The following is a 24,230-nucleotide window of genomic DNA, read 5'->3' as shown; positions in this document are numbered from 1 at the left end:
ATTAGGCACGCCGCCAGCGTTCGTCCTGAGCCAGGATCAAACTCTCCGATAAATGGATCACAGGTTAAGTTCACCGCTTCCTGCGGCGACACCTGTGTGACCTGCGTCGTGCAGGCCCTAGTTTGACTGACTACGCACATCGCTGTGCGATTTTTTAAAAACTGAATTAACAGGTACGTTTTGTCTTGTTTAGTTTTCAAAGATCATTTTCACTTCTTGTTGAAGCGACTTTATTAATATAACATTTTGAACTTTCTTTTGTCAAATGTTTTTTTGATTTATTTTCCCGCCGCTGTGAGCTTGTTTTCTCAGAAGCGCATCAGCGACGTTTAATAATATAACACGGTCAAGAATCAGAGTCAACACCTTTTTTAAAAGAATATCCTCGGTGATAGACAGCCTGTCCTTTCGTTTCTATCTGGCAGACGTTGATAAGTCCCTTTTCTGTCAAGTAATCAAGCATAACGCCAAGATCTTGGGTAAAGTGCTTTAGGTCATGATGTTGAAGAAGCTCACCGAATTGCCAAATGTCTTTTTCTTTCATTACTTCGAAAAGATGCGCCGAACCGATCTCGGCTTTGGAATGGATGAGAAAATCATTTGCTAAGAATAATAATTCAAGTCTTTTTTCCAGGCTCTCGTGACTTTCAATCAGCTCGGAATATAACTTGTACACTTGCGGCTCCATCTGGCGCACTTGGCTCCACACCGTGGTTTCGGGATGGAATCCTCTGTCGATTACTTCAATACGTGCTAAATGATGCAGCGCATGAACAACGGCGTTGTAGGCATCTAAAAATTGATTGGCTTCAAAAAAAGCTTTCCCTTCAACATACCTTCTGATTAATTTGCCGTATTCGAGTCCGATCTTCAGTTTACGTTCGGCAAACGGAAATGTATTCAGCCTGTCAATCAGTTCAACTACGTATTCATTACGGTCAAACAAGACTCTGCCATTTACAATCCAATCTATGATTCTTCTATTTGTTCCAAGCAAAATCCATTCTTGAATCTGAGAATCTGTTACCACATGCAAAGAAGCTGTTTGATGATCAAATTCATAATGCTTTATAAAAACTGGCTCATCAGCATCCTTTACAATCACCAGCAAAGCTGCATCAAAGTTATCTGTTAAGGAAGATGTTTTGTTTCTTCTCTCAATCATAATGACAGCCAATGTATTGGGGTGACTTGCTCTTTCTTGGTAAATTGGACGGAGAAGATTTTCCATCACTATTCCTCCAATGCAATTGTTCAAATTTTTTTATTCTCTATTTGATTCAATTCTATGGTTAAAACGAAATTCCTTTTTTCTAAACACATTGAACTATTATAAACAATTTCACAGTAACTCTCCATATGTAAATTCCAGTTCAACCGAAAACATGAAGAAAATCCCATCGGGTTTGTGCTATAGTTAAATCAGAGGGGGATGGACATGGCGAAATACTCCAGCAAAATTAATAAAATCAGAACATTTGCGTTAAGTTTGGTTTTCGTTGGGTTTATCATTATGTACATCGGGATCTTTTTCAAAGAGTCGGTTTTGCTTTCTAGTTTGTTTATGATACTTGGGCTTTTATCCATCGGTCTCAGCACGGTAGTTTACTTTTGGATCGGAATGCTTTCGACCAAAGCGGTTCGCGTCATTTGTCCGGACTGTGAAAAAGAGACAAAGGTTTTAGGAAGAGTCGATATGTGCATGCATTGCCGAGAGCCGCTGACTTTAGATAAGGGATTAGAAGGAAAAGAATTTGATGAGTCTTATAATAAAAAGAAAATGTCGAAATAAAATAAGCTGACCGTTTCGTGCGGTCAGCTTATTTTTAATGATTTTCTTTTTTCGAACACTCTTGGCAGACGCCGTAAATTTCTAAACGGTGGTGGCTTACCTTGAAGCCCGTGACGTGGGCAGCGAGCTGCTCCACTTCATCAAGGCCCGGGTAGTGGAAGTCCACAATTTTACCGCAGTTTTCGCAAATCGCGTGATAGTGATCAGATGTCACAAAATCGAATCTGCTGGAAGCATCACCGTATGTGAGCTCTTTTACCAAACCTGATTCTCGGAACACACGCAAATTGTTATATACCGTCGCTACGCTCATGTTAGGAAATTTCCCTTCCAGAGCTTTATATATATCGTCCGCTGTTGGATGAGCCATAGAGTTAACGAGATATTCCAGAATCGCATGACGTTGAGGAGTAATGCGAACTCCGGTTTCCTTCAACGTTTCTAAGGCTTCTTTTAGTTCATGTGCAGCCATCCGTCATGCACCTCTCTTCTAAAAAAAATTCTTACATTGTAATGTTTATAATTAGTGTAACTCTTTCTACGATAATTTGTCAATTGATATCAGGGTAAAAGTAAGCATAGGCTCATAGAGATTTACTTTTCCGACATATCTTTGAGGGTTTGAAGCGCTTCGGCTACATGGTCCTTTACTTTTACTTTTCTCCATTCTTTAATGAGCCGGCCTTCTTTATCAATTAAAAAAGTGGAACGTTCGATTCCCATATACTCTTTTCCGAAGTTTTTCTTCAGCTTCCACACATCAAACGCTTCCGCCAGCTTATGCTCGTCATCAACAAGAAGCAGAAATGGCAGGTTATGCTTCTCTTTAAATTTTCCGTGTTTTTCCTGGCTGTCCGGGCTGACGCCAATAATGACGGCATCCAGTTCGGCGAAGCTTTCGTGACTGTCCCGAAAATCGCATGCTTCAGTTGTACATCCCGGTGTCATGTCCTTTGGATAAAAATAAAGCACGATGTACTTTCCTTTATAATCCGATAATTTTACTGTTTCCCCATGATCGCCTTTTAACTCAAGATCAGGCGCTTTTTGTCCGATTTCTATAGTCATTACGATACCTCCGGATGTTTTTTTATTAAGCGTATCCAATTCTTGTCCGGATTACAACCATCTCAGCTGAATCTGAAGCCCGAAGCCATTGTTCTTGTTCGGAAGCATGCTACAATAGAAAGGACGCATGGAGATATAGGAGGTTTTTATTCTTGCATACAAAATCAATTGAACTTCACAATGAGGCATTACAGCACATTGTCGGCGGTGTAAACAGCCCGTCTAGATCATATAAAGCAGTCGGCGGCGGTTCTCCTGTTGCAATGGAGAAAGCAAGCGGCGCTTATTTTTGGGATGTGGACGGCAACAAATACATCGATTATTTAGCGGCGTACGGTCCGATTATTACAGGACATGCCCACCCACATATTACAGAAGCGATTAAAAAAGCGGCAGAGAACGGTGTATTGTATGGAACACCAACGAAACACGAGGTTACATTTGCAAAGATGCTCAAAGAAGCCATTCCCGCTATGGACAAAGTAAGATTCGTCAATTCGGGTACAGAAGCCGTTATGACGACCATCCGCGTGGCTCGCGCATATACAGGCCGGACAAAAATCATTAAATTTGCGGGCTGCTATCACGGGCATTCGGACCTTGTGCTTGTCGCCGCAGGCTCCGGCCCGTCTACTCTCGGCACACCAGACTCAGCCGGTGTACCGAAAAGCATTGCAAACGAAGTGATCACAGTACCATTTAATGATATCGATAGCTATAAAGCGGCTCTTGATAAATGGGGCAGTGAAATCGCGGCGGTTCTCGTTGAACCGATTGTCGGCAACTTCGGTATCGTCGAGCCTAAAGAGGGCTTCTTAGAAAAAGTAAATGAATTGACACATAATGCAGGCGCTCTCGTTATTTACGATGAAGTCATTACGGCTTTCCGCTTTATGTATGGCGGCGCGCAGGATCTCTTACAGGTGAAACCAGATTTAACAGCACTCGGGAAAATTATCGGCGGCGGACTTCCGATTGGCGCCTATGGCGGCAATCAAGAAATCATGGAGCAGGTAGCTCCGCTAGGGCCTGCTTATCAGGCAGGAACAATGGCAGGGAACCCCGCTTCCATCCTATCAGGCATCGCTTGTCTGGAAGTGCTCAAAGAAAAAGGCGTGTATGAAAAGCTTGATCACCTTGGCGCTATGCTTGAGGAAGGCATTTTGAAGCACGCAGAAACACACGGCATCACCATTACGGTCAACCGGTTAAAAGGTGCGCTCACGGTATACTTCTCTGATGAGAAAGTGGAAAATTACGAGCAGGCTGAACGGAGTGACGGAGAAACATTCGCTACGTTTTTCAAGCTGATGCTGGAACGCGGAATTAATTTAGCACCTTCTAAGTATGAAGCTTGGTTTATTACCACAGCACATACAGAGCAGGATATTAAAGACACGCTTGCAGCGGTCGAGGATGCTTTTAAACATCTTAAAAACTAGAATCAGATACTTTGAACAGGAGCTTTGGGCTCCTGTTTTTTTATGGAATCAAACAACGTGTAAGATTTTGGTCTTTTTCTAGAAAAATAGCTTGAATATTTGTATCGATCCCTGTATATTACTTAATTGTTTAGCAAATAAACTAACCGGGAATTTTAAGGATTAGCCCATTTGCTATGTCACACAATTTACTATAGAAAGGAATGCACGCACAAACCAATGAAACTTGGTGCCCGCATTTTCAAAACCGGGATTGCGATTACACTTGCTCTTTATTTGGCTTCGTGGATCGGGCTTCCCGCGCCGATTTTCGCTGGAATTGCAGCGATATTTGCGATCCAGCCGTCGATTTACCGCTCTTTTCTCATTATTATTGACCAGGTTCAAGCAAATATCATCGGAGCTGTGATTGCCACAGTGTTCGGCCTTATTTTCGGACCCAGCCCGATTATGATCGGGTTAACAGCAGTTATTGTCATTACAATTATGCTGAAACTTAAAATTGAACATACAATTTCAATTGCTCTTGTAACAGTCATTGCGATATTAGAATCTGCCGGTGACGACTTTTTAATGTTCGCGCTGATCAGAACAAGCACAGTCATCTTAGGGGTGCTTTCTTCCTTTATCGTCAACCTTGTGTTTTTGCCTCCTAAGTACGAAACAAAGCTGATTCATAATACCGTCGAAAACACCGAAGAAATTATGAAGTGGATCAGATTGTCCATGCGGCAGTCGACAGAGCATTCGATTTTGAAAGAGGATATTGAAAAACTGAAAGAAAAAATGATCAAGCTTGATCAGACATATCTTCTATATAAAGAAGAAAGAAGTTACTTTAAGAAAACGACTTATGTGAAATCAAGAAAGCTTGTCCTGTTCAGACAGGCCATTATTACTGCAAATCGGGCGCTTGATACATTGAAGAAGCTGCATCGTCTGGAAAACGAGATCTATCATATGCCGGAAGAGTTTCAGGAAACATTGACTGAAGAACTTGATTACCTGCTTTACTGGCACGAACGGATTTTGATGAGGTTTGTCGGAAAAATCAAGCCGCATGATGACGCGGTTGAAGAAGGCATCCGGTATAAGCAGCTTTTAACAAAGTCATTTTTAAAAAATCAGCAGAATACGGATGAGGAGCTTATTGATTACAACATGCTCAATATTATGGCAAGCGCCGTGGAATATCGCGAGCAGCTTGAACATTTAGAAACACTTATCACAAGTTTTCAAACGTATCATCCGAAAGACTGCGAAATAGAAACAGAAGAGTAACCCGGTTAAACAGCCGGGTTTTTTTATATACAAAAAAATCTTATATCCTTCGTTAAAAGGATATAAGATTGATGTTTTAGTTCAAATTTTGAATGGTAAATAAGTGCTTGTACTGGCTCTCATAGTCCATGAGTTCATCATGGGTTCCGATTTCAATGATTGTGCCGTTTTCCATGACAACAATCTTATCCGCATGGGTGATTGTCGATAAACGGTGGGCGACAACAAAAGTTGTTCTATCCTTCGCCAGTTTGTCCATCGCTTCTTGAATGTAATGCTCACTTTCCAAATCCAGAGCTGATGTAGCTTCATCTAAAATGAGGAGCGGCGGATTTTTCAGGAATACCCGCGCAATTGAGATCCGCTGCTTTTGTCCGCCTGAAAGCTTAACGCCACGTTCTCCCACCCGGGTCTCATATCCTTCTGGAAAACTCATGATAAATTCATGGGCATTTGCAGCTTTGGCGGCTTCGATTATCTCTTCAAGTGTGGCATCAGGCTTGCCGATCGCGATATTTTCCCGAATCGTTTCACTAAATAAAAAGGTATCCTGAAGCACCATACCAACCTGGTTGCGAAGGCTTCTTGCTTCATAATCGCGAATATCCGTCCCATCAATCAGCAGTCTGCCGCTTGTTACATCATAAAATCTTGGGATCAGGCTGACGAGCGTTGATTTTCCTCCTCCGCTCATGCCGACGAGAGCTACAGTTTCTCCTCTATTTACTTTTAAGGATACATCATGAAGAATATTTTCTTTGTCCTTCTCATATTGAAACGAAACGTTTTGAAACTCCACTCCTCCGCGAATCTGATCGGCCTTTATCGCATTTGGTTTGTCAGTGAGTTCATAGGGCTCGTCAATAAATTCAAACACCCTGTCCATTGATGCGATTGACTGTGTCAATGTTGTAGAGGAATTGATCAGCCTTCTAACAGGGTTGTACATTCTGTCAATATATCCGACAAACGCGACCATTGTTCCGACTGTCAGCGGTCCATTAATGACAAAATACCCGGCGCACGCTATGACGATGAGCGGCGCCAAATCTGTAATGGTATTAACGACCGCAAAGGTTTTGGCGTTCCAATTCGTGTGGCGGATGGCTTTATCTAAGAAATGCCCGTTTTTCTCATTAAATTGAGCCTGTTCATGATCTTCTATCGCAAAGCTTCTGATGACAGGCATGCCTTGAATGCGTTCGTGCAAATGCCCCTGCACTTGAGCAAGAGCCTGTGAGCGCTCCCTTGTCAGCTTTCGTAAACGGCCGTAAAAATACTTCACTGATATTCCGTATAATGGGAATAATACGATAGAGATCAGCGTTAATTTAACGTCCAGTGTGAGCATGATCGAGATTACAATCAAAATCGTCAGCATATCGAGCCATATATTCATCAGCCCTGTGATGACGAAATCCTTTGTTTGTTCTACATCATTAATCACTCGGGAAATGACTTCCCCTGTTCTTGTATTCGCGTAAAAACGCAGGCTCAGTTTTTGTATATGGTCAAACAGCTTAGCTCTTATATCATAAAGCACCTTGCTGGCAGTCCACTGGGCAAAATATTGCCGGTAATATTCAACAGGCGGGCGCAAAATTAAAAATAAGGCGAACATGATCGCCATAATCGTGAACAATGACGTGGTTTTGTCACTGGACGTGCCGCCTCCTTGAATAATGTCGTCAACTACGTACTTCAGAAGCAATGGGAGAGCAAGCGGAATGGAGAATTTTACGATCCCGATTAACACTGTAACGAAAATTTGCTTCTTATAAGGTTTGACGAATTGCATGTAGCGTTTCATAACCCCCACGTTGATTCCCCCTCTCTCTTTATCATGATGTGTGTGAGCCCATGTGAAAAACCTGTTGTACCCCGCAACAGGTTTTTACGTAACCATTATTTTGTGTAGCGCAAATACCGTTCATACCACATATCGACAAACTCGGGCGCAAACGGTCCCTGACGCTGGTGAATCCAATGGAGCAGCGTATTTAAGTAGTCTCTTAAAATACTGTCGATTTCTTTTGGATAATTCATGGCTTTCCGATGATCATCATATTCGTCTTCATCGAGAATATTGTAGGTCATGTCAGGAAAAACCTTAACATCTAAGTCATAATCAATATATTTAATTGCTTCGCCATCATAGGCAAACGGAGAACTGATGTTGCAATAATAATGAACCCCGTCTTCCCTCAGCATCCCGATGACATTAAACCATTGTCTTGCGTGAAAATAACAGATTGCGGGCTCTCTGGTTATCCATGTCCGGCCGTCTGATTCGGTTACCATCGTCCGGTCATTGGCTCCGATGACACACATTTCTGTACTTTTTAAGATTGTTGTCTCATTCCAAATTCTATGAATCAGCCCGTTGTGCTTATAGCTGTGAATTTGAATGGTTTCTCCTTCCTTGGGATAGCCCATATTTCTCCCCTACTTTCTATAAAGCCCTACAGTTAGTATGTCCAAATTTGCTTACCGACAACGTCTTTTACCTATTATAACGTTACAAATTGAAAAATGAAAATAAAAGAGCCATTCCGGCCGGGGAATGGCACATTCCTGCACTACACAAAGGAAGACGGCTTTTCTGAGCTGCGATATGAACGAATGACCTGCTCTGTCTGCTTCTGAAACATATCCTGTATATCGGCAAGGTGTTTCCGTTTTACCGCAATTTCAGCCTGAATCCCACGCAGCTTTGCATCCCTTTCCAAATGCCGGAGTTCCGCCTCAATTTGTTTGCAGCGGTCGAGCTCTGATTGGAGATCGAGAAGCTTATCCATCGTTTTCATCTGTTCGCTTACCAGCTTTTCAAATTCCGTCATCGGTTCCTCCTTCAGCCTGATGAAAGTATAAACATTTCCTCCTTTAATCATTTCGATCTCCATAAAGCAAACCCTTTGACTCATTCTGTAGACCTTCCACAAGTTTTGTCGTTTTTCAAACAGAAAAAAGCACTTCCACCCGAAGATGAAGTGCTTTTTTCTGTTTCAGTGATTAGCTGTTTTGTTGTTTGTTTTGTTCAGCAGATTGGTTTTGCTGTCTTACCTGCTGTACGTCAGTTTCACTAGCGAATTCAGTGCCGAATTGACCTTGTTGGCCAGCTGATTGCTGGTTTTGTTTTCTGACTTGCTGAGCGTTTGTTTCGCTAGCAAATTCAGTGCCGAATTGACCTTGACCAGCAGCTGATTGTTGGTTTTGTTTTCTAACTTGTTGAGCGTTTGTTTTGCTGAAGTTATTTGAGTTAGCCATTGTTATCACCTCCACGGTCATTAGAATGTGCAGGTGATCGTATAGCTATTCCTCTTTTTTAAAAATTTTTAAACCAGCAGTGAACGTCCGCCGTCAACGATAATTGTCTGTCCGCGGATCATGTCAGCCTTGGAAGACACTAGAAACTCAACAGTATCAACCATGTCTTTAATTTCGACCATGCGTCCCGCCGGCGTGTTTTGGCGCGCATCCTCAAGCAGATCTTCTCTATTCGGGAAGTGTTTCAGCGCATCTGTGTCGATCGCTCCGCCTGAAACAGCATTGACGATAATTTGTTTTGGTGAAAGCTCAACGGCAAGATAACGGGTTAAAGCCTCTAACGCTGCTTTTGATACACCGACCGTGGTGTAGTTTTCAAGATAGCGGATAGAGCCTAATGAACTAATGCTGACAATATGCCCGCCACCGTTCTTCTCCATTAGCTTGGCAGCTTCCTGAGCGCAGAAAAGCAATGCTTTCGCATTAATGTTCATCGTCCAGTCCCAGTGTGTTTCTTCTAATTCCATGACAGGTCTTAGTACTCCTGATGCGGCATTATTGACAAAAACATCAAGTCTGCCGAACGTTTCATCAATTTGCTGAAACATTTCTTTGATTTTTGCAGGCTGTCCTACGTTTGCTTTTACGACAAGCACTTTAACGCCAAGCTTTTCGATTTCTTCCGCTGTTTCTAATGCTGCTTTTTTGCTGCGTGCATAGTTAATAACGATGTTATAGCCGTTCTCAGCAAGTCTGATCGCGGCCGCTTTTCCGACACCGCGGCTGCTTCCTGTTACGAGTGCACATTTATTTTGTTCCATTTTTCCTCATCTCCTTGTAGCGTATAGTTCTTTTATTTCCACAAACAATAATGGCAAGAACTTTAAAGGGGGTCTTCTGTTATGTATGTCGGACGTGATATGAGCGAATTGAACATGGTTTCCAAAAAAGATTGGAAGAACAGTGAACTCGCTTATTTTCATCATGCCTTTCAGCAAATTATGCCTTATTTGAACGAAGAAGGCCAATCAAAATACCGGGAATTAACGCAAGAAATTGAAGCGCGCGGCGGAATGAAGCGCAATGAAGCGGACTACAGCCACGGCACGCGCGTATCTTACGATTAAGAATGGTTTACGGAGCAGCCGAGATGGCGGCTGCTTCTACTGCCATCTTCCAGATTTTTTGATGTGACACCGGGAACGCAAATTGTTCGAGCTCTTCTTTCGTTACTTTTTTCAGCTCGCTGGTATCCGACACTTGTTTTACTTTACCGAAAAACACTGAAATATTCCATACCAGGTGGGTGAAAACATGCTCGACTACACCTTGCAGATCACTGATATCAGCTTGTATGCCATATTCGTTTTCTAAGAAAGCAATGAGCTGTTCACGCTCAGTTTTGATCCCTTTTTGTGTTTCAAGATTAGGGAATTCCCACAGGTTGGCGAGCAAACCTTTAGACGGCCGTTTGTGGATATACACTTGTCCGTCTTCATCAGTCAATACGATCGCGGCCATGGTTTTGATCCCGGGCTTTTTCTTTTTGCTTTTTACCGGAAGCTCCCGTTCAGTGCCTTCTTCAAATGCCGAGCAATGCTGCTGAACCGGGCATAGCAGGCATGAGGGTGATTTTGGCGTACAGATCAAGGCTCCAAGCTCCATCAAGCCCTGATTAAATTCAGATGGTTTTTCTTTGGAAATAAAAGCTCGTATGGCGTCTTCAAAGATCGTTCTTGTTTTTGGTTTGGCAATATCATCCCAAATAGAAAGAATTCTGGACATGACACGCATCACATTTCCGTCAACCGCGGGAATGGGTTTATTGTAGGCAATGCTGAGCACCGCTCCCTTTGTATAAGGGCCGACGCCTTTTAACCCGCCAAAATCTTTCTCGTCTGGAGGGACAATGCCGCCGTATTCCTGTTTCACTTCTTTTACCGCGCTTTGCAGGTTTCTAACTCGCGAATAATAGCCGAGCCCTTCCCATGCTTTGAGCACCTTTTCTTCATCAGCATCAGCGAGCGCTTCCACTGTCGGGAATTGTTCCACAAACCGGAGAAAGTAAGGAATCACTGTCTCTACTCTCGTTTGCTGCAGCATCACTTCAGATACCCACACCTTATATGGATCTTGGTCCTCTCTCCACGGCAGAACGCGCTGCTCTCGTTCAAACCATGAGATTAAATCATCGCGAAATTGCTGTATGTCTTTTTGTTTTAATTTGTCTTCAAGTACGTTCATATGTGTTTCTCCCCAGTCTTTCGCGCCCCGCTTTTCTTTAGACTGTTTTTTGTTGTACACTAAGGGCACAGTACGATAATATGTTACATTAAATAGTAATAAAGAAAAAGCGGAAACATATGAGAACGATTGAATCAGTTTAAAAATTGGGTATATGAAAATGGGGAATTTCTTACAAAGTGAATGTGCAGGATCATCCTGCAAGGAGGTCACCTATGGATACGGGCACACATGTCGTTATGGGCATCGCACTGGGCGGTATTGCGACGCTTGATCCTGTTGTCGGATCAGATCCGGCAATGGCTCACGCTGTTATGATCGCAACGCTTGCGGGCTCTCAGGCTCCGGATATTGATACTGTGTTAAAGCTTAAAAACAATGCTGTTTATATAAGGAATCACAGAGGATTTACCCATTCAATTCCCGCCGTTTTGTTTTGGTCTGTCATCATCCCGGCGATTCTGTATTTATTTTATCCTCAGGCCGATTTTCTGCACCTGTGGCTGTGGACACTGCTGGCAGTCGTTCTACATGTCTTTGTTGATATATTCAACGCCTATGGAACACAAGCCATTCGTCCGTTTTCGAAAAAATGGGTTGCGCTCGGGCTGATTAATACGTTTGATCCGTTTATTTTTATCAGCCATCTGGCAGCTATCGCGATTTGGTATGCAGGCGGGAGTCCCGGCATCACGTTTCTCAGCTTATATATCATATTGGCAGGCTATTATTTGGTGCGCCTGATCATGCAGCTTAGAATTAAACGGAAGCTTCATGAGATGATTCATGATGAGATCGAAAGCATTATTATTTCTCCAACGATGAAATTCAGGCAATGGCGAATCGCAGTGACGACAGCACATGCTTTCTATGTAGGAAGAAGCATGGAAGGACATGTAGTGATTCTGGATACATTTAATCGGGTGCCTGTTCCTGAAACCGATGTAATGCATGCGGCAAAGCAGGATGATAACATCGCGGCGTTTTTGTCCTTTTCTCCGGTTTACCGGTGGGAAGTGGATACGTTTAAAGATCATTATGAGGTGAGATTTATCGACCTGCGTTATCGGAGCAAAGGCCATTATCCGTTTGTCGCAATTGTTCACATCGGCCATGATCTCACGATTCGTTCGTCCTATACGGGATGGATATTCAGCGAAGAAAAACTTCAGAAAAAATTAAAGCTCGGCTCTATATAGAGCCGGGCTTTTTACGTCTTATATAGAAAACAGCAAACAGCAGACTGACGAGAGATATGACTGCCGATATTTTGAAGTATGGCGGATAGTAAGTCAGCTCAATGTGATTGTCTCCCTTTTGCGCCTTGAAGCCTATAAAAGCATAATCCGCTTTTTCGATCTTCTGTGTTTTTCCGTTGATCTTCAGCTCCCAGCCTTTTTCATATGGGATCGGAAGCATGATGTACTGGTCTTTTGAGAGATGATAGGAAAAGGTCAGTCGATTTTTGTTCCAATTCAGTTTGTCTGCTTTCTCTGTTTTATTTTGCATTACAGCGTTTTTCAGCGTTTGGTAATTTTCTTCATAGAGCGCTATGTTTCTCAGCTCATAGGTTCCTTTCGGAAGATTGATTGAGATATGGCCTGATTTAGGCACTCTTACCGTTATATTATTTACTCCGGTTTTATATATCGATTTGTTCGATTTCCTTGTTGTGACATAATCATTTACCTTTAACGTAAATCCTTTGTCTTTTGCTTTGCTTTTCAAATAAAAGCTGACATAGTAGTCTCCCGGAGCGGATGATGGCTGTTTCGGGGTGATGATCAGCTCTCCTCCGTTTTCTCCAGTTACGGTTAGCAGCCCATTTTGATACTGGGCTTGTTTTGCAGTGATGTCCGACTTGGTGATCAAATTGGACGGTTTTGGTGTCTGCTCCGTTTTTCCTGATGGATCTTTTAATATGATTCCTTTCAGCATCGCCTGTTCTTTCGCAAGAGCGGGCAATCGGTCCAGCTCACTTTCGCTGTATATGGCATCCGCTGTTTTGACGAATGGAAGCATGTACTGATTCTCATAAACTGCATAATGCTCTGTTTCTAAATGCTTTTTGAAGCCGTACGGAACGCTGGCTTCGTTTGTTTTTTCGGTCATATAATATTGGCCGTAAAGCAGGCTGTATAAATTCGCCCTGTCTCCCAATGACGCGTAACGGCTGACGCTTTCCCTGCCCATATCGATACTTAAATCATTCCAATAGAAGGCCAGCAGATCTTTGTTTAAAATGCTGGAATAGGCGCTGAAGCCATTAAATCCGTAAATGATTGGCGTATTATTGCGGACCCCGTTCATCCAGTCGATTCTCATGAGCGGATCATCGTCTTCCTTCTGTAAACGTCTGATGAGCTCAGATGATTCCCGCCCTCTGTATTCCTCACTTGTAAGATATTCTTTTGTCACACTATCCAAATCTCCGCCTTCTGAGAGTGCGTATTTTTGATAGGAGTTGGCGACAAACAGCGAAGAAAGAATGATTATACCGTACACAGCCATTTTTGCCCGTTTTTTCGCAAAAGCTGCAGCAAACAAGGCTGCGATTGTCATGAGTAAGAGCAATAGAATACTTTCATTCGCAGGCTTCCATATATCGAGCTTATACCTTTGAATATGATACAAGTAAAGAAGCAGGACGACAGCTGCGGCCGGGAGCAGTTCTTTCCGTTTCAATTCAGACAGCTGTGACAAACCAGCCGCAGCTGCTCCCGCAATGGTAAAGGCCAGAATATATTCAAACCGGTTTTGCGGGGCGGAAAAACCGTTAAAGACGCTTGCCGCATACGGACTGAAATGAAACAGAATAAACAGCAGGCTCAACCCGGCAAAGAGACGAAACACACGGTTTTTGTAAAAAGAAATCATAAACAAAAACAGCAGAAAAGCGGCCGGCACAATGATGATCCGGCTCGAAAATAAGATATTATCATCGAAATTGAGCCACTCTATTTTCTGGCTGTATGGAGGGCGCAGGTTGTTTAAAAAACCGTATACTACCGGCACAAACGCCGCCGCACTGATGCCAAAAGAAATGAAGCCTGAAACGAGAAATAATCTGATTTGAATCCATCTTTTCTCTTCATGTGGTTCCAAACGGATCAGCCATCTGAACAGCACATAGATTCCGATGAATATAAGGTTTATGTATGCAAAGTAAAAGTTATTGATTAACGTCAGCGAACACGCAACGATAAACCACGCCGGACGCCGCTCTCTAATAATTTTTTCTGCGCCAAGCACAAGCAGCGGAAGCCAAACCATTGTATCGGTGAAAAATTCCCAATACGCTTCGTGACGGAAATAAATAATTGAGACGCCGTATAACACAGCTCCCGTGAACGATGCCGCCCTGTGCTTGAGAAGATAATGAAAAACAGAAGCGGACGTAAAGATGATCAAGCTCAATTTAAAAATACTGATAAAAACAGCTGACTCTGCCCAAAAAAGCGTATCCGCTTCTCCGATCAGCTGGACGGCTTGAAGCAGCCAAACAGCGGCGGACACAGCAAGAAAAAGAAAAGACGCAGAAAAATAATAGCCGAGCTGACTGAATGTGCCGCCGCCAAGTCCGAATGAATAATTGTAGAAAAAATTCCCGTGTGTATATTGGTCAAATAATAATTTTTTAAATACGATCATTTGCGCAAGCCCGTCACCCGGACCTGTCATATACCTGCCTTCCGCCCATTCTTTCACAAAAAAAGCGTGTGCCAGAACGGACACCAGCAAACTGGCCGCATAGATCATAATATGTTTTCTTTTCATATGAATTCTCCAGTCTTGCTTTTAAGATAATAGACACGCAAAAAAAGCACTGCCAATGGCGCTTGGTATTTTCAGTGCATTTTTGTCAGACGCCGCATGCTTTTTAATTCGTTCGTTTCAGGCAGGTCTTTGTTCGGGATATTCGCTTCTTTGATCAAATAATGCGGGCGTTTTTTTGTTTCATAATAGATTCGGCCGATATATTCACCTATAATTCCAAGGCTTAACAGCTGTACTCCGCCGAGAAATAACACTGCTGAGATAATGGTGAAATACCCAGGCACAGAAATACCGTTAGTCAAAATTTTAACGAATGTGGCAATGATATAAATGATGGAAAGCAGCAGGATAAAAATGCCTGTATAAAAACATAATCTCAGCGGCTTATGATTAAATGAAACGACGCCGTCCATTCCGTAGTTAAACAGACTGCTGAACGACCATTTGGAGGTGCCGTTTTTTCGTTCGACATTTTCATAAAATACAATTTTCTGATCAAAGCCAATCCAGCAAAAAAGGCCTTTTGAGAAGCGGTTTCCTTCGCTCAGCTTCAAAAGTGCATTCACAGCTTGGCGGCTTAACAATCTGAAGTCACCGACACCGTCACGCAAATCGACTTCCACCGCTTTATTAATGAACTTGTAATACATAGATGATAAGAGTGAGCGGACAAAGCTGTCCCCTTTTCTGTTCCTTTGAGCAATGACTTGGTCATACCCTTCTTCGTAGCCTTTGATAAATTCCTTCAGCAAATATGTCGGATGCTGCAGATCGGCATCCATGACAATAACCGCCTCGCCCTGAACATGCTCAAAGCCCGCCAAAATTGCGGCTTCTTTTCCAAAGTTTCGAGAAAAAGATATATATTTTACCCGGCTGCACGTTGCTGCCAAGTCTTTGATCTGCTGAAGCGTGTCATCAACACTTCCGTCGTTTATGAAGAATATTTCATAGTCATAATGAATGTTTTTAAATTCCTTTTTTAAAGATTCATGAATGAGTTTGACATTATACCCTTCATTGTAAGACGGGATAATAATCGAGATTAATCCTTGCTTCATTAAGGCACCTTCTTTTTATTATTCTTTTTAAGTATTGCCTTAGGGGAGTTTTACACAAATCTTCAGTAAGGCTATTCCTTTTTTTAAAGTCGTTTAAACCTGTTTTTTGTTACAATTTTATGGTGACATTCATGATTTTTAATGTTATTTTGTCATGTTTAAAACAGACTATGAAAAAAACGCACAGAAAAAGTCTGCCATTATGACAGACGGATGGAGAGAAATTTTAGCTTATTGGTTCTTAAGATATTCCAAAATCAGCTGATTGACGATGGCTGGCTTTTCGTGGTTAATCCAATGGGAAGCTTCATCAACAAAGATGAGATGTCCATTCGGGCAATGCCTTTCCGTCTCTTTCGCAAGCTTTCTGCTCAAAAAGCGGTCTTCCATTCCCCAGATCATTCGGTAAGGTACTGTTTCGTAAGAGGGTTTCTCTGCCAAGCTTCCTTTTCTGAGGGCTCTGTACCAGTTCAGCATAGCTGTCAGCGCGCCCGGCTGCTTCCACGCTTCTTTGTACCTGCTGACATCCTCGGATGTAAAAAGCGCGGGACGGTCGGATAATCCAATCGCTTTGTCTAATGTTTCATAATCATTTTCCCTTAGTGATGCCTCCGGTATATCGGGCAGCTGGAAGTATGCGATATACGAGCTTTTCAGCCATTGCGGCGGATAAAGCGGCGTTACGGTTTTCATGACGTGCGGGTGCGGGATATTGATCGCGATCAGTTTTTCAAGATATTCCGGGCGTGTGGAAGCCAAATGCCATGCGACAGCTCCTCCCCAGTCATGACCGATGACAATTGCTTTTTCATCAGTGAATTGCGTAATAAGCCCGATGATATCATCTCTTAATGTATCAATCCGATACGAATCAATTCCTTCCGGTTTGTCACTGAGATTGTAGCCCCGCTGATCAGGAGCAATGACCCGGTAACCCGCATCAACAAGCGGTTTGATTTGATTTTTCCAGCCGTACCAAAACTCAGGAAATCCATGGAGCAGGACAATTAACGGGCCATCTTCCCGTCCTGCGGCTGCAACGTGAAGCGTGATTCCGTTCGTATTGACAAACTGGCATTTAACTCCGTCCACTTCTATCTCCTCCTTGACTGTGCGTCATGATTTTCAGCCTTTTCTCCGTTAGCATAAATGTTATGACACAGGCGGCAATCAGCAGGATAAGCTGAAGAATAAACAAGTTTGATCCCAGCAGCAAACCCATTCCCGCAATCACCAAGCCTGACAGGATCATTAATGATGCACTGTAACGGTTCGCTTCATTCCATAATCTTTGATCTGACATTGAGCGTCTCGTTCTGTATCCGTACACACTGTTGATCGATTTGGGAGGAAACAGTTTGATCAGTATGCCCGCAATGATCATAAGCCCTCCGCCGACTAAACCCGTCATATCATCATCTCCTTTCTCATTGTTACGTGCAGAAAGAAGAAATGTTTCATGCATAGGCAAAAAGACAAGCCTCGGCCTGCCTTTTTATCGCATTTGTAAATCCTTTGTGTGAATATAGCCTTTAACTCCGCCATAATCCACGAACGCCCAAGTGAAGTCAAATCCGCCGTTTTCACTGAATCCCCACCCAAGTATTGTCACCTCTGTTCCAGATGAGAGCTGCTTAGCTTTTCCGTTTTCGGGCGTCGGTGTATAGAAGGCTGTCTGTTTCGTTGTTTTCGCTTGGCTTGCGGTTTTCATTAAAAAGTGAGTTGAAATATATGCTTTCTTTCCTTTGAAATGAATTTGAGCCCAATCGGCATTTACGAACCTATCGACTTTTACCTTTTGTTCTGATGATACAGTGCCGAGAATATCACCTTCATGATTTGGCTCAGTCCGGACATTCAGCTTTCCTGCTTTTATGATGTAAGTATCGGATGATGGCATGCTGACAGATATGTCGTGAAGGGGCGCAGCTTTTGCTGCGGGAGCGGAATGAAGTGCTGTCAAACCCAGTCCTGCGGCAGCTGTTAAAGCGAGCATTACTTGTTTCTTTTTCATATAAAGCTCCTCCTCGCATTTTGACAAGATATAAGTGGTATTCCCTGATTGACAGGCTGGTGAAACATGTTTTGTTTATGATTTCTTCCTGTTAAGGTAATTTTAAGAAAATGAAAAAACCTGCCGGTCGTTAACGGCAGGTTTTTAATGCAAAAGGCCTCTGCTTTGATTTAAGTAATCATTCACGTCGTTACGGGAGCTTTGAAAAAGGTGGAGCTGGCCGCCATAGTTTTCAATCCATTGTGTGACGATTTTTTCAGTCATTTTTTCACCTTGATAGGCGTGTCCGGCTTTTGCGTAGGTTGCTTCGAAATCGCTCCATAACAATTCCACCCACGTTTTTGCCTGTATATAGCTGATCATCTCGTTCTTTTCCAGAAGCAGATTAGTCAGTTTCTCAATGTACATATTCATGTGTGCAGTCTCCTTTCTTCAGGAAAAAAATAACGCTTTATTACGTGGTGTTCTCCATATACTAACCTTACGTCTTCATCTGAAAAGACGCAACTTTTTGATCTCGAACCTAGGGGGATATGACATGGTCCGAAATAAAGAAAAAGGATTTCCTTACGAAAACGAAAACAAATTTCAGGGTGAACCGAGAGCAAAGGACGACTATGCTTCAAAGCGTGCTGACGGATCTATCAATCAGCATCCTCAAGAAAGAATGAGAGCCTCAGGCAAACGGTAAAGAAGAACAGCTGCATACACTGCAGCTGTTTTTTACCCTTTATTGACTTGATATTCGTAGACGCTCTTCTTTTCTGATAAGTGTGCGAAGGTAGAAAGCACAAGTCCGCATGCGGTCATAAGCGCACCTCCTGCAAACAGCCAGGAATAAGAGCCTGTTCCGTTTAAAATCATTCCGCCGATCCATGCACCAAGGGCATTGGCAAGGTTAAATGCTGATACGCTGACAGCTGCGGCAATGGTTGTGCCGCCCTCAGATGAGGAAATGACCTTTGTTTGCAGAAGAGGCGGCGTGCCGAATGCGCATGCCCCGAATAGGAACGTTGCCACAATGGCTGCAGCCGGGTAAATGGCGATGTAAGGAAATACAGCCAGAACACCGATTAAACCGATCATTACGCCGATCATCGTCCGAGTCAGCAAAGGCAGCGGTACCTTTCCAGCAAAGAAATTCCCGGCAACGCCTCCCAATCCATACGCAAAGAGAGCACCTGTAATGCCAACCGTGCTGAATCCGGCTGAATGCCTCAAAATGGGTTCGATAAAGGTGTAGGCGATAAAGACACCGGAATAGCCTAAAATGGTAATCGCGAAGGAAAACAGCACTTGTTTGTGTTTAAAAACACCCCACTCATTCATAAGCATTGGGATCACTTTTGGTTTTCTGTTCGGCACGGCAGCCATAAGGCCTAAAAATCCGATGACACCAAGTGCCGTAATGATGGAAAACACCGCTCTCCAATTCAGGACATCTCCGAGATAAGAGCCGAATGGAACACCAAGCATTAGAGCCACTGTCAGTCCGCCGTTCATTGAAGCAGCAGCTGCAGCACGCTTTTCCGGCGGAACCATTTCACTTGCGAATACCATGGCAATCGCGAAGAAAGCGCCGTGAATGGACGCAGATAAAATTCTTGAAATGGCCAATACCGCAAAATTCGGCGCCAGTGCGCTCATCAGGTTGGAAAGGATAAATATCGCCATCAGCCCAAGAAGCACAGGCTTTCTCGGAAGCTTGACGGAAATGATGGTGACGAGCGGCCCTGTCAAACAAACGCTTGCCGCATAAGCCGTGACAAGAAGCCCTGCGGATGAAACCTGTATATGAAAGTCATTGGCAATCGACGTCAAAATACCCATCACCGCGTATTCTGTATAGCCGATTGAAAATGTACAAATCATAAGAACAAATATAATAAATTTTACAGATGGGTTTTTGATACTCAACGTCATCGCCTCCTTTGATTTTAAAAAACAACGAGTTTCATCTTAAAAGATTTTTCAAGTGAATTCAATGATTTTTTCTTTAAGAATTCGTGTAAATGTGCTGCAAACAAAAAGAGGCTGATCATCAGCCTCCTGTTACGCTTTATTCTTTTTCTTGCAATACTGAGATTGGCAGCGCTTCCTCTTGCTGAGGGGAAGAGGTCCTGTATCCCCATGCGAAAACGCCATTTAAATAACTGATGGTAAACTCGTCCTCAGTGTTTTCCACACGATATGTTTCTCCCGGTGAGTAATCTTCCGGGTTCAGCAAATATGCTTTTGCCATCGTAATTTTCCGTTCGAGCACTGCCAGTTCGTTTATGATTCCATGCTGTTCGGCTTTTCTTGCTTTTTCAGAAAGTAATGCGATTTCGGTATTGAGTTCATGCGGTGTCATTTGACTGTATCGTTTCTCCATTTCAGTACTCCTCTTCCTGCAGTAATTGCTCGATTAAATCGAGTGAGAATCCTTTGCGGAATAAAAATTGTTTGACCTTCATGGCGCTTTCATATGAGCCGTCATAGCGGTATTTTCTAAACGCTTTTTCCGCGTGAAGGCGCAGCGCTTCTTTCTCTGTGTCTTCATCATTTTCATATTCAATCTGATCCATCGCCGCGCTGATAACATCAAATGAGAAGCCCTTGCGCTGAAGCTGCAGCTGGGCGCGCTGTTTGAGTTCTTTCGTCGAAAGCTTTTTATCTTTTTTGAGAAGCTTTTCAACATGCTTGACCGCTTCTCTTGTCTGATCTTCAAAGGAAAAGGAACTTAGCGCCTCCTTAATTGTATCGTCATCAATTCCCTTCGCTCTTAGCTCTCTGAACAAAACATCAGGGCCTTTTCCGTTTGTTTTTTTGTGAGTGCTGACATAGGCTGCGGCAAATTCCTGGTCGTTTAAGTACTTGTAATCGTTAAGCCTATGGATGACTTCCGCAATGACGGGGGGCGAGGTTTCTTTTTTCTTTAAGTGATCCTCGACCTCTTTCGTCGACCGCATTCGATAGGATAAAAAGTCAAGCGCACGGTTGAAGCCTTTCTTCACTTCATCGCCGTATTGAATCTCAATGATGTCAAGATCATCGAGTTCTTTTCCCTTCTTGAGCTCAAATTTCACGAGCACATCCGCGTCCACGCTGAAGGCGTATTTATCATCCAGAAAAATATTGAAGCGTTCCGTATTCTTTTTTTGCGTTGATATTTTTGTAATAAACGGCATCTTAATCTCCCTTCTCAGGCCTGAAACGCGTTTTCTTTTATTACAATGAGGTAAAGTATATTTATTAGAACGATGAGGAGAGATGTTCATGAATATCGCAATGACGGGCGGAACCGGTTTTCTCGGCCAGCATCTGACAGGCGTTCTTACCCGCCAGGGACACCATGTTTATATTTTATCAAGAAACGCAAGGGAAACTGAACAAAAAAATATGACATATGTCCAATGGCTGTCGGAAGGAGCCGCACCGGAGCAGGAACTTCCTCATATTGATGTCTGGATAAATCTTGCGGGAAAATCGATTTTTGGCCGCTGGACAGAAAAAACGAAGCAGCACATTCTCTCCAGCCGTATCAATGCGACGCGTGAAGTGCAGCGGCTTATTCAGAAACAGAAGGAGAAGCCGAAGACATTGATCCAAGCCAGTGCCGTGGGCATTTACGGCACAAGCCTTGAGAAAACTTTCACAGAGGATTCTGCAACGTCAGATGAGGATTTTCTCAGCCATACTGCACACCTGTGGGAAAAGGAAGGACAGCATATTGAAGCGATGGGCATCCGGACAGTTTATGCGAGATTTGGCGTGATGCTTGGAGAAAAAGGCGCTCTCCCGCTCATGATTCTCCCCTATAAGTTTCTGGCCGGCGGAACGATCGGAACGGGAAGGCAGTGGCTGTCATGGATTCATGTCGAGGATGCGGCCCAGATGATCCGATATGCGGTGGAAAACGCCGGCATCTCAGGCCCAATGAATGTCACCGCGCCCAATCCTGTGGACATGAAGCAATTCGGAAAAACGATTGCACGGGTGAAGCACCGCCCGCACTGGCTCCCCGTCCCGGAATTCTTTTTATCAAAAGCATTGGGTGAAATGAGTCTTTTGATTGTGAAAGGACAGCGCGCTCTTCCGAAAAAAGCGATAACCTCTGGATTTCGTTTTACATATTCGGATCTTGAATTTGCACTCTCACAGCTGATAGCGGACCGAAAGACTGTATAAAAACAGCAGGAAGCGTCAACCTTAAGAATAACATGGTTGAAGGAGGTCCTTTTTATGGAAAAAAAGAGGGAGAAGCACCAGCAAGGCGCCAACCTGAAAAAAATGCAGGAAGTTCTTTATTCAGGCGAATTTAAAAAAGCGGAAAAAGCTGCTAAGCGGAAGTAGGAATACATAGCCCCTTAAAACCAAATACTATATTTGTTTGATATCACTTTTTAGGGGGAATTTGATATGGGCAGAAATCATATCCACAAAAACCGTGATAAAAACAAACAAAAGCTTCCACAAGTTCCCGATGCCTTAAAAAGGGAAACTGACGGCGTTTACGAAGAATATTCAACCGAGCTTGCTGATGCAGATGACCGCGAAGCGCAAGAGCGTGCGAAAGCAGCCGACAACAGAGCGAAAAAGAAATCTCGTTAATGAAAAACCCCTTGTCTCCGTTTGAGACAAGGGGTTTTTTACATTTCAGTGAATCGGTCGCGGATCGGTGTGCGTTTTTTCACTTCCGGCGCCTCGTCAGGATAACCTGTTTGTATGATGGCGGCGAAACGCTCATTATCCTGTAAACCAAAGGCCTGATGGACTTCTTTGTCATAAAGGATTTTTCCGCTTTTCCAAACCATGCCGATTCCTTTTTCCCAAGCGAGAAGCTGAAGATTTTGAATCAACGAGCTTGTTGCCGCAAAATCGTCGTCCCGCGCTCTTTCGTTTTCATCTTCCTGAAACACGACGAGGAGAAATCCCGGAACGCGCCCAAGTGTGTTTTTGAAATTTTGAAGCTTTTCCTCTGTCATATCCGGCTTGGATTTCTTAGAGAACGCTGCAAATGTATTAATGAGGTTCGCTTTACCTGTCTCACTGGAAACGTAAATAAATCTCCATGGCTCTGTCACTCTGTGATTTGGCGCATATTTTGCCGTTTCAAGCATGTCAAGAATGACTGCTGAAGGTACTGGCTCTTGTTTAAACTTTCGAATCGATCTTCTGCTGCGTATGATGTCCCGCAGTACTGAATGCTGATGTATTTGTTCGGTTTGAGGCATACCGTCTCACCTTCCTATGCAATTGAAAATGATTATCATTTCATAATGATAACGGAAAGTGCATCTTTTTGTAAACCATCATCCGTATTAGATTTTAAGAATACGGGTTTCTGAGTAAACGGCTGTTCCTGTCATGTTCACTTTCACATGGCCGCCGGCTTCGTTCATTTCGATCTCCACTTTTCCGTCTTTTCCAATTTCCTGCCCTTGTTCAATGATAAATTTATGCTGCTCGGCATTGCCATAATGTTTCATATAAGCCCCCATCACGCCGGATGCTGTGCCGGTCACGGGGTCTTCAATCGTTCCCGAATACGGGGATGAAAAGTGGCGCCCGTGCAGGTCGCTGTCGGGATGGACGGTTTCAAAGGTAAACGGATGGACTGAAGCTTTTGGCAGATCAACTAACACTTCCGGAAATTGTTTGTTATCTGGCACCATTTTTTTGGAAGCCTCCAATGATTTAAGCGGAACGATGGCTGTCCATATCCCAGTGCTGCCAAACACAATCGGAAGGTCTTCATGAAAATCTTCATCGGTGATACCCAGTGCGTCCGCAAGTTTTTTCCGATCGCCTGTAAATGGTTTGAATTGCGGAGAGGCCTGTTCAAGCGTGATATGAATGCGGCCATCTTTTTCAGAAATCTTCACAGGCAGGATACCCGCTTTCGTTTGGATGCTGTACGTTTTACCGCTCTCCAGCATTCCTTTCTCACATAATGCGTAAAGAGAAGCAACTGTCGCATGACCGCACAAATTCATTTCGTGTCCAGGGGTAAAGTAACGGAGTTCAAGATCGGCCGACTCGCTTTTTCGGATAAAGGAGGTTTCTGAATACCCGGCACGTTCAGCTATGATCTGCATCTCGTCTTCCGTATAATCGTCTCCCTGCAAAACGACGCCTGCGGGGTTTCCTTTGCCGGGACTGCTTGTAAATGCTTCATATTTTAATACCTCTGCTTCTTTCATTCATCTGCCGCCCTTTCTTTATCAATGTCTCTGTCAGTATAGCAAAAATAATTACGAATCTTCAGTCATTATCAAAAAAACCCATTTTCTTTTTTAAGA

General features: G+C 43.3%; 30 protein-coding genes. 9 read left to right on the top strand and 21 right to left on the bottom strand.

Features of this window, described 5'->3' with window-relative positions; genetic code table 11:
- Together SB658_RS19455 and SB658_RS19450 are read right to left on the bottom strand one after the other, a co-directional pair.
- Positions 1–200: hypothetical protein (locus SB658_RS19455; RefSeq protein WP_410602132.1), on the bottom strand; the 200-nt coding region annotated here is incomplete at its 3' end.
- 146 nt (positions 201–346) lie between these two features.
- Positions 347–1,231, bottom strand: a complete 885-nt coding sequence (locus SB658_RS19450; protein ID WP_003243727.1) for a nucleotidyltransferase-like protein — start codon at positions 1,229–1,231, stop codon at positions 347–349.
- Positions 1,232–1,438: 207 nt separating this feature from the next.
- Here SB658_RS19450 and SB658_RS19445 point away from each other — a divergent pair, with 207 nt between their 5' ends.
- The gene (locus SB658_RS19445; RefSeq protein ID WP_113713065.1) at positions 1,439–1,792 is read left to right on the top strand and encodes a YgzB family protein; all 354 of its coding nucleotides are present in this window, start codon (positions 1,439–1,441) and stop codon (positions 1,790–1,792) included.
- A 34-nt stretch (positions 1,793–1,826) separates the two neighbouring features.
- Here SB658_RS19445 and perR read toward each other — a convergent pair whose 3' ends face one another.
- Entirely contained in the window at positions 1,827–2,264 is a 438-nt protein-coding gene (gene perR / locus SB658_RS19440) for a peroxide-responsive transcriptional repressor PerR (protein WP_003223285.1), read from the bottom strand.
- Positions 2,265–2,386: 122 nt separating this feature from the next.
- Positions 2,387–2,860, bottom strand: coding sequence for a thioredoxin-dependent thiol peroxidase (bcp, locus tag SB658_RS19435; protein WP_003233532.1), 474 nt, complete (start codon positions 2,858–2,860; stop codon positions 2,387–2,389).
- Positions 2,861–3,012: 152 nt separating this feature from the next.
- Here bcp and SB658_RS19430 point away from each other — a divergent pair, with 152 nt between their 5' ends.
- Both SB658_RS19430 and SB658_RS19425 read left to right on the top strand, forming a co-directional pair.
- Positions 3,013–4,302 (top strand): glutamate-1-semialdehyde 2,1-aminomutase, encoded by a 1,290-nt coding sequence (locus SB658_RS19430; protein ID WP_085187176.1) that lies wholly within the window; start codon positions 3,013–3,015, stop codon positions 4,300–4,302.
- 219 nt (positions 4,303–4,521) lie between these two features.
- Positions 4,522–5,583: an aromatic acid exporter family protein gene (locus tag SB658_RS19425; RefSeq protein WP_003233537.1), complete on the top strand. Its 1,062-nt coding sequence runs from the start codon at positions 4,522–4,524 to the stop codon at positions 5,581–5,583.
- A gap of 76 nt (positions 5,584–5,659) precedes the next feature.
- Here the strand turns inward: SB658_RS19425 and SB658_RS19420 are convergent, their stop codons facing one another.
- From SB658_RS19420 to fabL, 5 genes are all read right to left on the bottom strand, one after another.
- Positions 5,660–7,402 (bottom strand): ABC transporter ATP-binding protein, encoded by a 1,743-nt coding sequence (locus SB658_RS19420; RefSeq protein ID WP_101598929.1) that lies wholly within the window; start codon positions 7,400–7,402, stop codon positions 5,660–5,662.
- A gap of 86 nt (positions 7,403–7,488) precedes the next feature.
- The gene (ntdP, locus tag SB658_RS19415) at positions 7,489–8,019 is read right to left on the bottom strand and encodes a nucleoside tri-diphosphate phosphatase (RefSeq protein WP_003223272.1); all 531 of its coding nucleotides are present in this window, start codon (positions 8,017–8,019) and stop codon (positions 7,489–7,491) included.
- A 143-nt stretch (positions 8,020–8,162) separates the two neighbouring features.
- Complete coding sequence (locus tag SB658_RS19410; protein WP_031315502.1) at positions 8,163–8,423, bottom strand: YgaB family protein; 261 nt, start codon at positions 8,421–8,423, stop codon at positions 8,163–8,165.
- A 172-nt stretch (positions 8,424–8,595) separates the two neighbouring features.
- Positions 8,596–8,850 carry a gamma type acid-soluble spore protein SspE gene (gene sspE, locus SB658_RS19405; protein WP_014476214.1) on the bottom strand — a complete coding sequence of 85 codons (255 nt, stop codon included), beginning with the start codon at positions 8,848–8,850 and terminating at the stop codon, positions 8,596–8,598.
- A gap of 68 nt (positions 8,851–8,918) precedes the next feature.
- Entirely contained in the window at positions 8,919–9,671 is a 753-nt protein-coding gene (gene fabL, locus SB658_RS19400) for an enoyl-[acyl-carrier-protein] reductase FabL (RefSeq protein WP_003223262.1), read from the bottom strand.
- Between the two features lie 81 nt (positions 9,672–9,752).
- On the opposite strand from fabL, the gene SB658_RS19395 reads away from it, so the two are divergent.
- Positions 9,753–9,977 carry a hypothetical protein gene (locus tag SB658_RS19395; protein ID WP_003233542.1) on the top strand — a complete coding sequence of 75 codons (225 nt, stop codon included), beginning with the start codon at positions 9,753–9,755 and terminating at the stop codon, positions 9,975–9,977.
- 7 nt (positions 9,978–9,984) lie between these two features.
- On the opposite strand, the gene mutY is transcribed toward SB658_RS19395, so the two are convergent.
- Positions 9,985–11,094 carry an A/G-specific adenine glycosylase gene (mutY, locus tag SB658_RS19390; protein ID WP_015252513.1) on the bottom strand — a complete coding sequence of 370 codons (1,110 nt, stop codon included), beginning with the start codon at positions 11,092–11,094 and terminating at the stop codon, positions 9,985–9,987.
- A 215-nt stretch (positions 11,095–11,309) separates the two neighbouring features.
- Between mutY and SB658_RS19385 the strand changes: the two genes are divergently transcribed.
- The gene (locus tag SB658_RS19385) at positions 11,310–12,293 is read left to right on the top strand and encodes a metal-dependent hydrolase (protein WP_014476212.1); all 984 of its coding nucleotides are present in this window, start codon (positions 11,310–11,312) and stop codon (positions 12,291–12,293) included.
- Here the strand turns inward: SB658_RS19385 and SB658_RS19380 are convergent.
- From SB658_RS19380 to SB658_RS19355, 6 genes are all read right to left on the bottom strand, one after another.
- Positions 12,286–14,871, bottom strand: coding sequence for a YfhO family protein (locus SB658_RS19380; protein ID WP_085187173.1), 2,586 nt, complete (start codon positions 14,869–14,871; stop codon positions 12,286–12,288). The two genes, SB658_RS19385 and SB658_RS19380, sit on opposite strands and share 8 nt — an antisense overlap.
- Positions 14,872–14,942: 71 nt before the next feature.
- Positions 14,943–15,932, bottom strand: coding sequence for a glycosyltransferase family 2 protein (locus tag SB658_RS19375; protein WP_003244113.1), 990 nt, complete (start codon positions 15,930–15,932; stop codon positions 14,943–14,945).
- Positions 15,933–16,163: 231 nt separating this feature from the next.
- Positions 16,164–17,024: an epoxide hydrolase EphM gene (gene ephM / locus SB658_RS19370; RefSeq protein ID WP_076458543.1), complete on the bottom strand. Its 861-nt coding sequence runs from the start codon at positions 17,022–17,024 to the stop codon at positions 16,164–16,166.
- Entirely contained in the window at positions 17,011–17,343 is a 333-nt protein-coding gene (gene spdL / locus SB658_RS19365; protein ID WP_003242803.1) for an SdpC immunity protein SpdL, read from the bottom strand. Before spdL ends, ephM begins: the two co-directional genes overlap by 14 nt.
- Positions 17,344–17,427: 84 nt before the next feature.
- Positions 17,428–17,946, bottom strand: coding sequence for an SH3 domain-containing protein (locus SB658_RS19360; RefSeq protein WP_003243363.1), 519 nt, complete (start codon positions 17,944–17,946; stop codon positions 17,428–17,430).
- 144 nt (positions 17,947–18,090) lie between these two features.
- Positions 18,091–18,360, bottom strand: coding sequence for a YfhJ family protein (locus SB658_RS19355; RefSeq protein WP_003243789.1), 270 nt, complete (start codon positions 18,358–18,360; stop codon positions 18,091–18,093).
- A gap of 124 nt (positions 18,361–18,484) precedes the next feature.
- Here SB658_RS19355 and SB658_RS19350 point away from each other — a divergent pair, with 124 nt between their 5' ends.
- Positions 18,485–18,637 carry a small, acid-soluble spore protein K gene (locus SB658_RS19350; RefSeq protein ID WP_003223241.1) on the top strand — a complete coding sequence of 51 codons (153 nt, stop codon included), beginning with the start codon at positions 18,485–18,487 and terminating at the stop codon, positions 18,635–18,637.
- Positions 18,638–18,669: 32 nt separating this feature from the next.
- On the opposite strand, the gene SB658_RS19345 is transcribed toward SB658_RS19350, so the two are convergent.
- From SB658_RS19345 to recX, 3 genes are all read right to left on the bottom strand, one after another.
- On the bottom strand, positions 18,670–19,863 hold the full coding sequence (locus SB658_RS19345) for an MFS transporter (protein ID WP_003243500.1): 1,194 nt from the start codon (positions 19,861–19,863) through the stop codon (positions 18,670–18,672).
- Between the two features lie 142 nt (positions 19,864–20,005).
- Entirely contained in the window at positions 20,006–20,320 is a 315-nt protein-coding gene (locus SB658_RS19340; protein WP_003244592.1) for a YfhH family protein, read from the bottom strand.
- A 1-nt stretch (position 20,321) separates the two neighbouring features.
- Positions 20,322–21,116: a recombination regulator RecX gene (gene recX, locus SB658_RS19335; RefSeq protein ID WP_003243354.1), complete on the bottom strand. Its 795-nt coding sequence runs from the start codon at positions 21,114–21,116 to the stop codon at positions 20,322–20,324.
- Positions 21,117–21,204: 88 nt separating this feature from the next.
- Here recX and SB658_RS19330 point away from each other — a divergent pair, with 88 nt between their 5' ends.
- From SB658_RS19330 to SB658_RS19320, 3 genes are all read left to right on the top strand, one after another.
- Positions 21,205–22,116, top strand: a complete 912-nt coding sequence (locus SB658_RS19330) for a TIGR01777 family oxidoreductase (protein ID WP_003244332.1) — start codon at positions 21,205–21,207, stop codon at positions 22,114–22,116.
- Between the two features lie 54 nt (positions 22,117–22,170).
- Positions 22,171–22,281 (top strand): YfhE family protein, encoded by a 111-nt coding sequence (locus SB658_RS19325; RefSeq protein ID WP_003223230.1) that lies wholly within the window; start codon positions 22,171–22,173, stop codon positions 22,279–22,281.
- A gap of 66 nt (positions 22,282–22,347) precedes the next feature.
- A complete protein-coding gene (locus SB658_RS19320; RefSeq protein ID WP_003233561.1) occupies positions 22,348–22,539 on the top strand; it encodes a YfhD family protein in 192 nt (63 codons plus the stop codon).
- 38 nt (positions 22,540–22,577) lie between these two features.
- Here the strand turns inward: SB658_RS19320 and SB658_RS19315 are convergent, their stop codons facing one another.
- Both SB658_RS19315 and SB658_RS19310 read right to left on the bottom strand, forming a co-directional pair.
- Positions 22,578–23,162: a nitroreductase family protein gene (locus SB658_RS19315; protein ID WP_003243940.1), complete on the bottom strand. Its 585-nt coding sequence runs from the start codon at positions 23,160–23,162 to the stop codon at positions 22,578–22,580.
- Between the two features lie 87 nt (positions 23,163–23,249).
- Positions 23,250–24,131, bottom strand: coding sequence for a PhzF family phenazine biosynthesis protein (locus tag SB658_RS19310; protein ID WP_003242763.1), 882 nt, complete (start codon positions 24,129–24,131; stop codon positions 23,250–23,252).
- Between the last annotated feature and the right edge of the window lie 99 nt (positions 24,132–24,230).

The organism is Bacillus sp. SIMBA_008 (assembly GCF_046535495.1).
GTDB classification, from domain to species: Bacteria; Bacillota; Bacilli; order Bacillales; family Bacillaceae; genus Bacillus; species Bacillus subtilis.
This window is presented reverse-complemented; position numbering and strand designations above follow the sequence as displayed.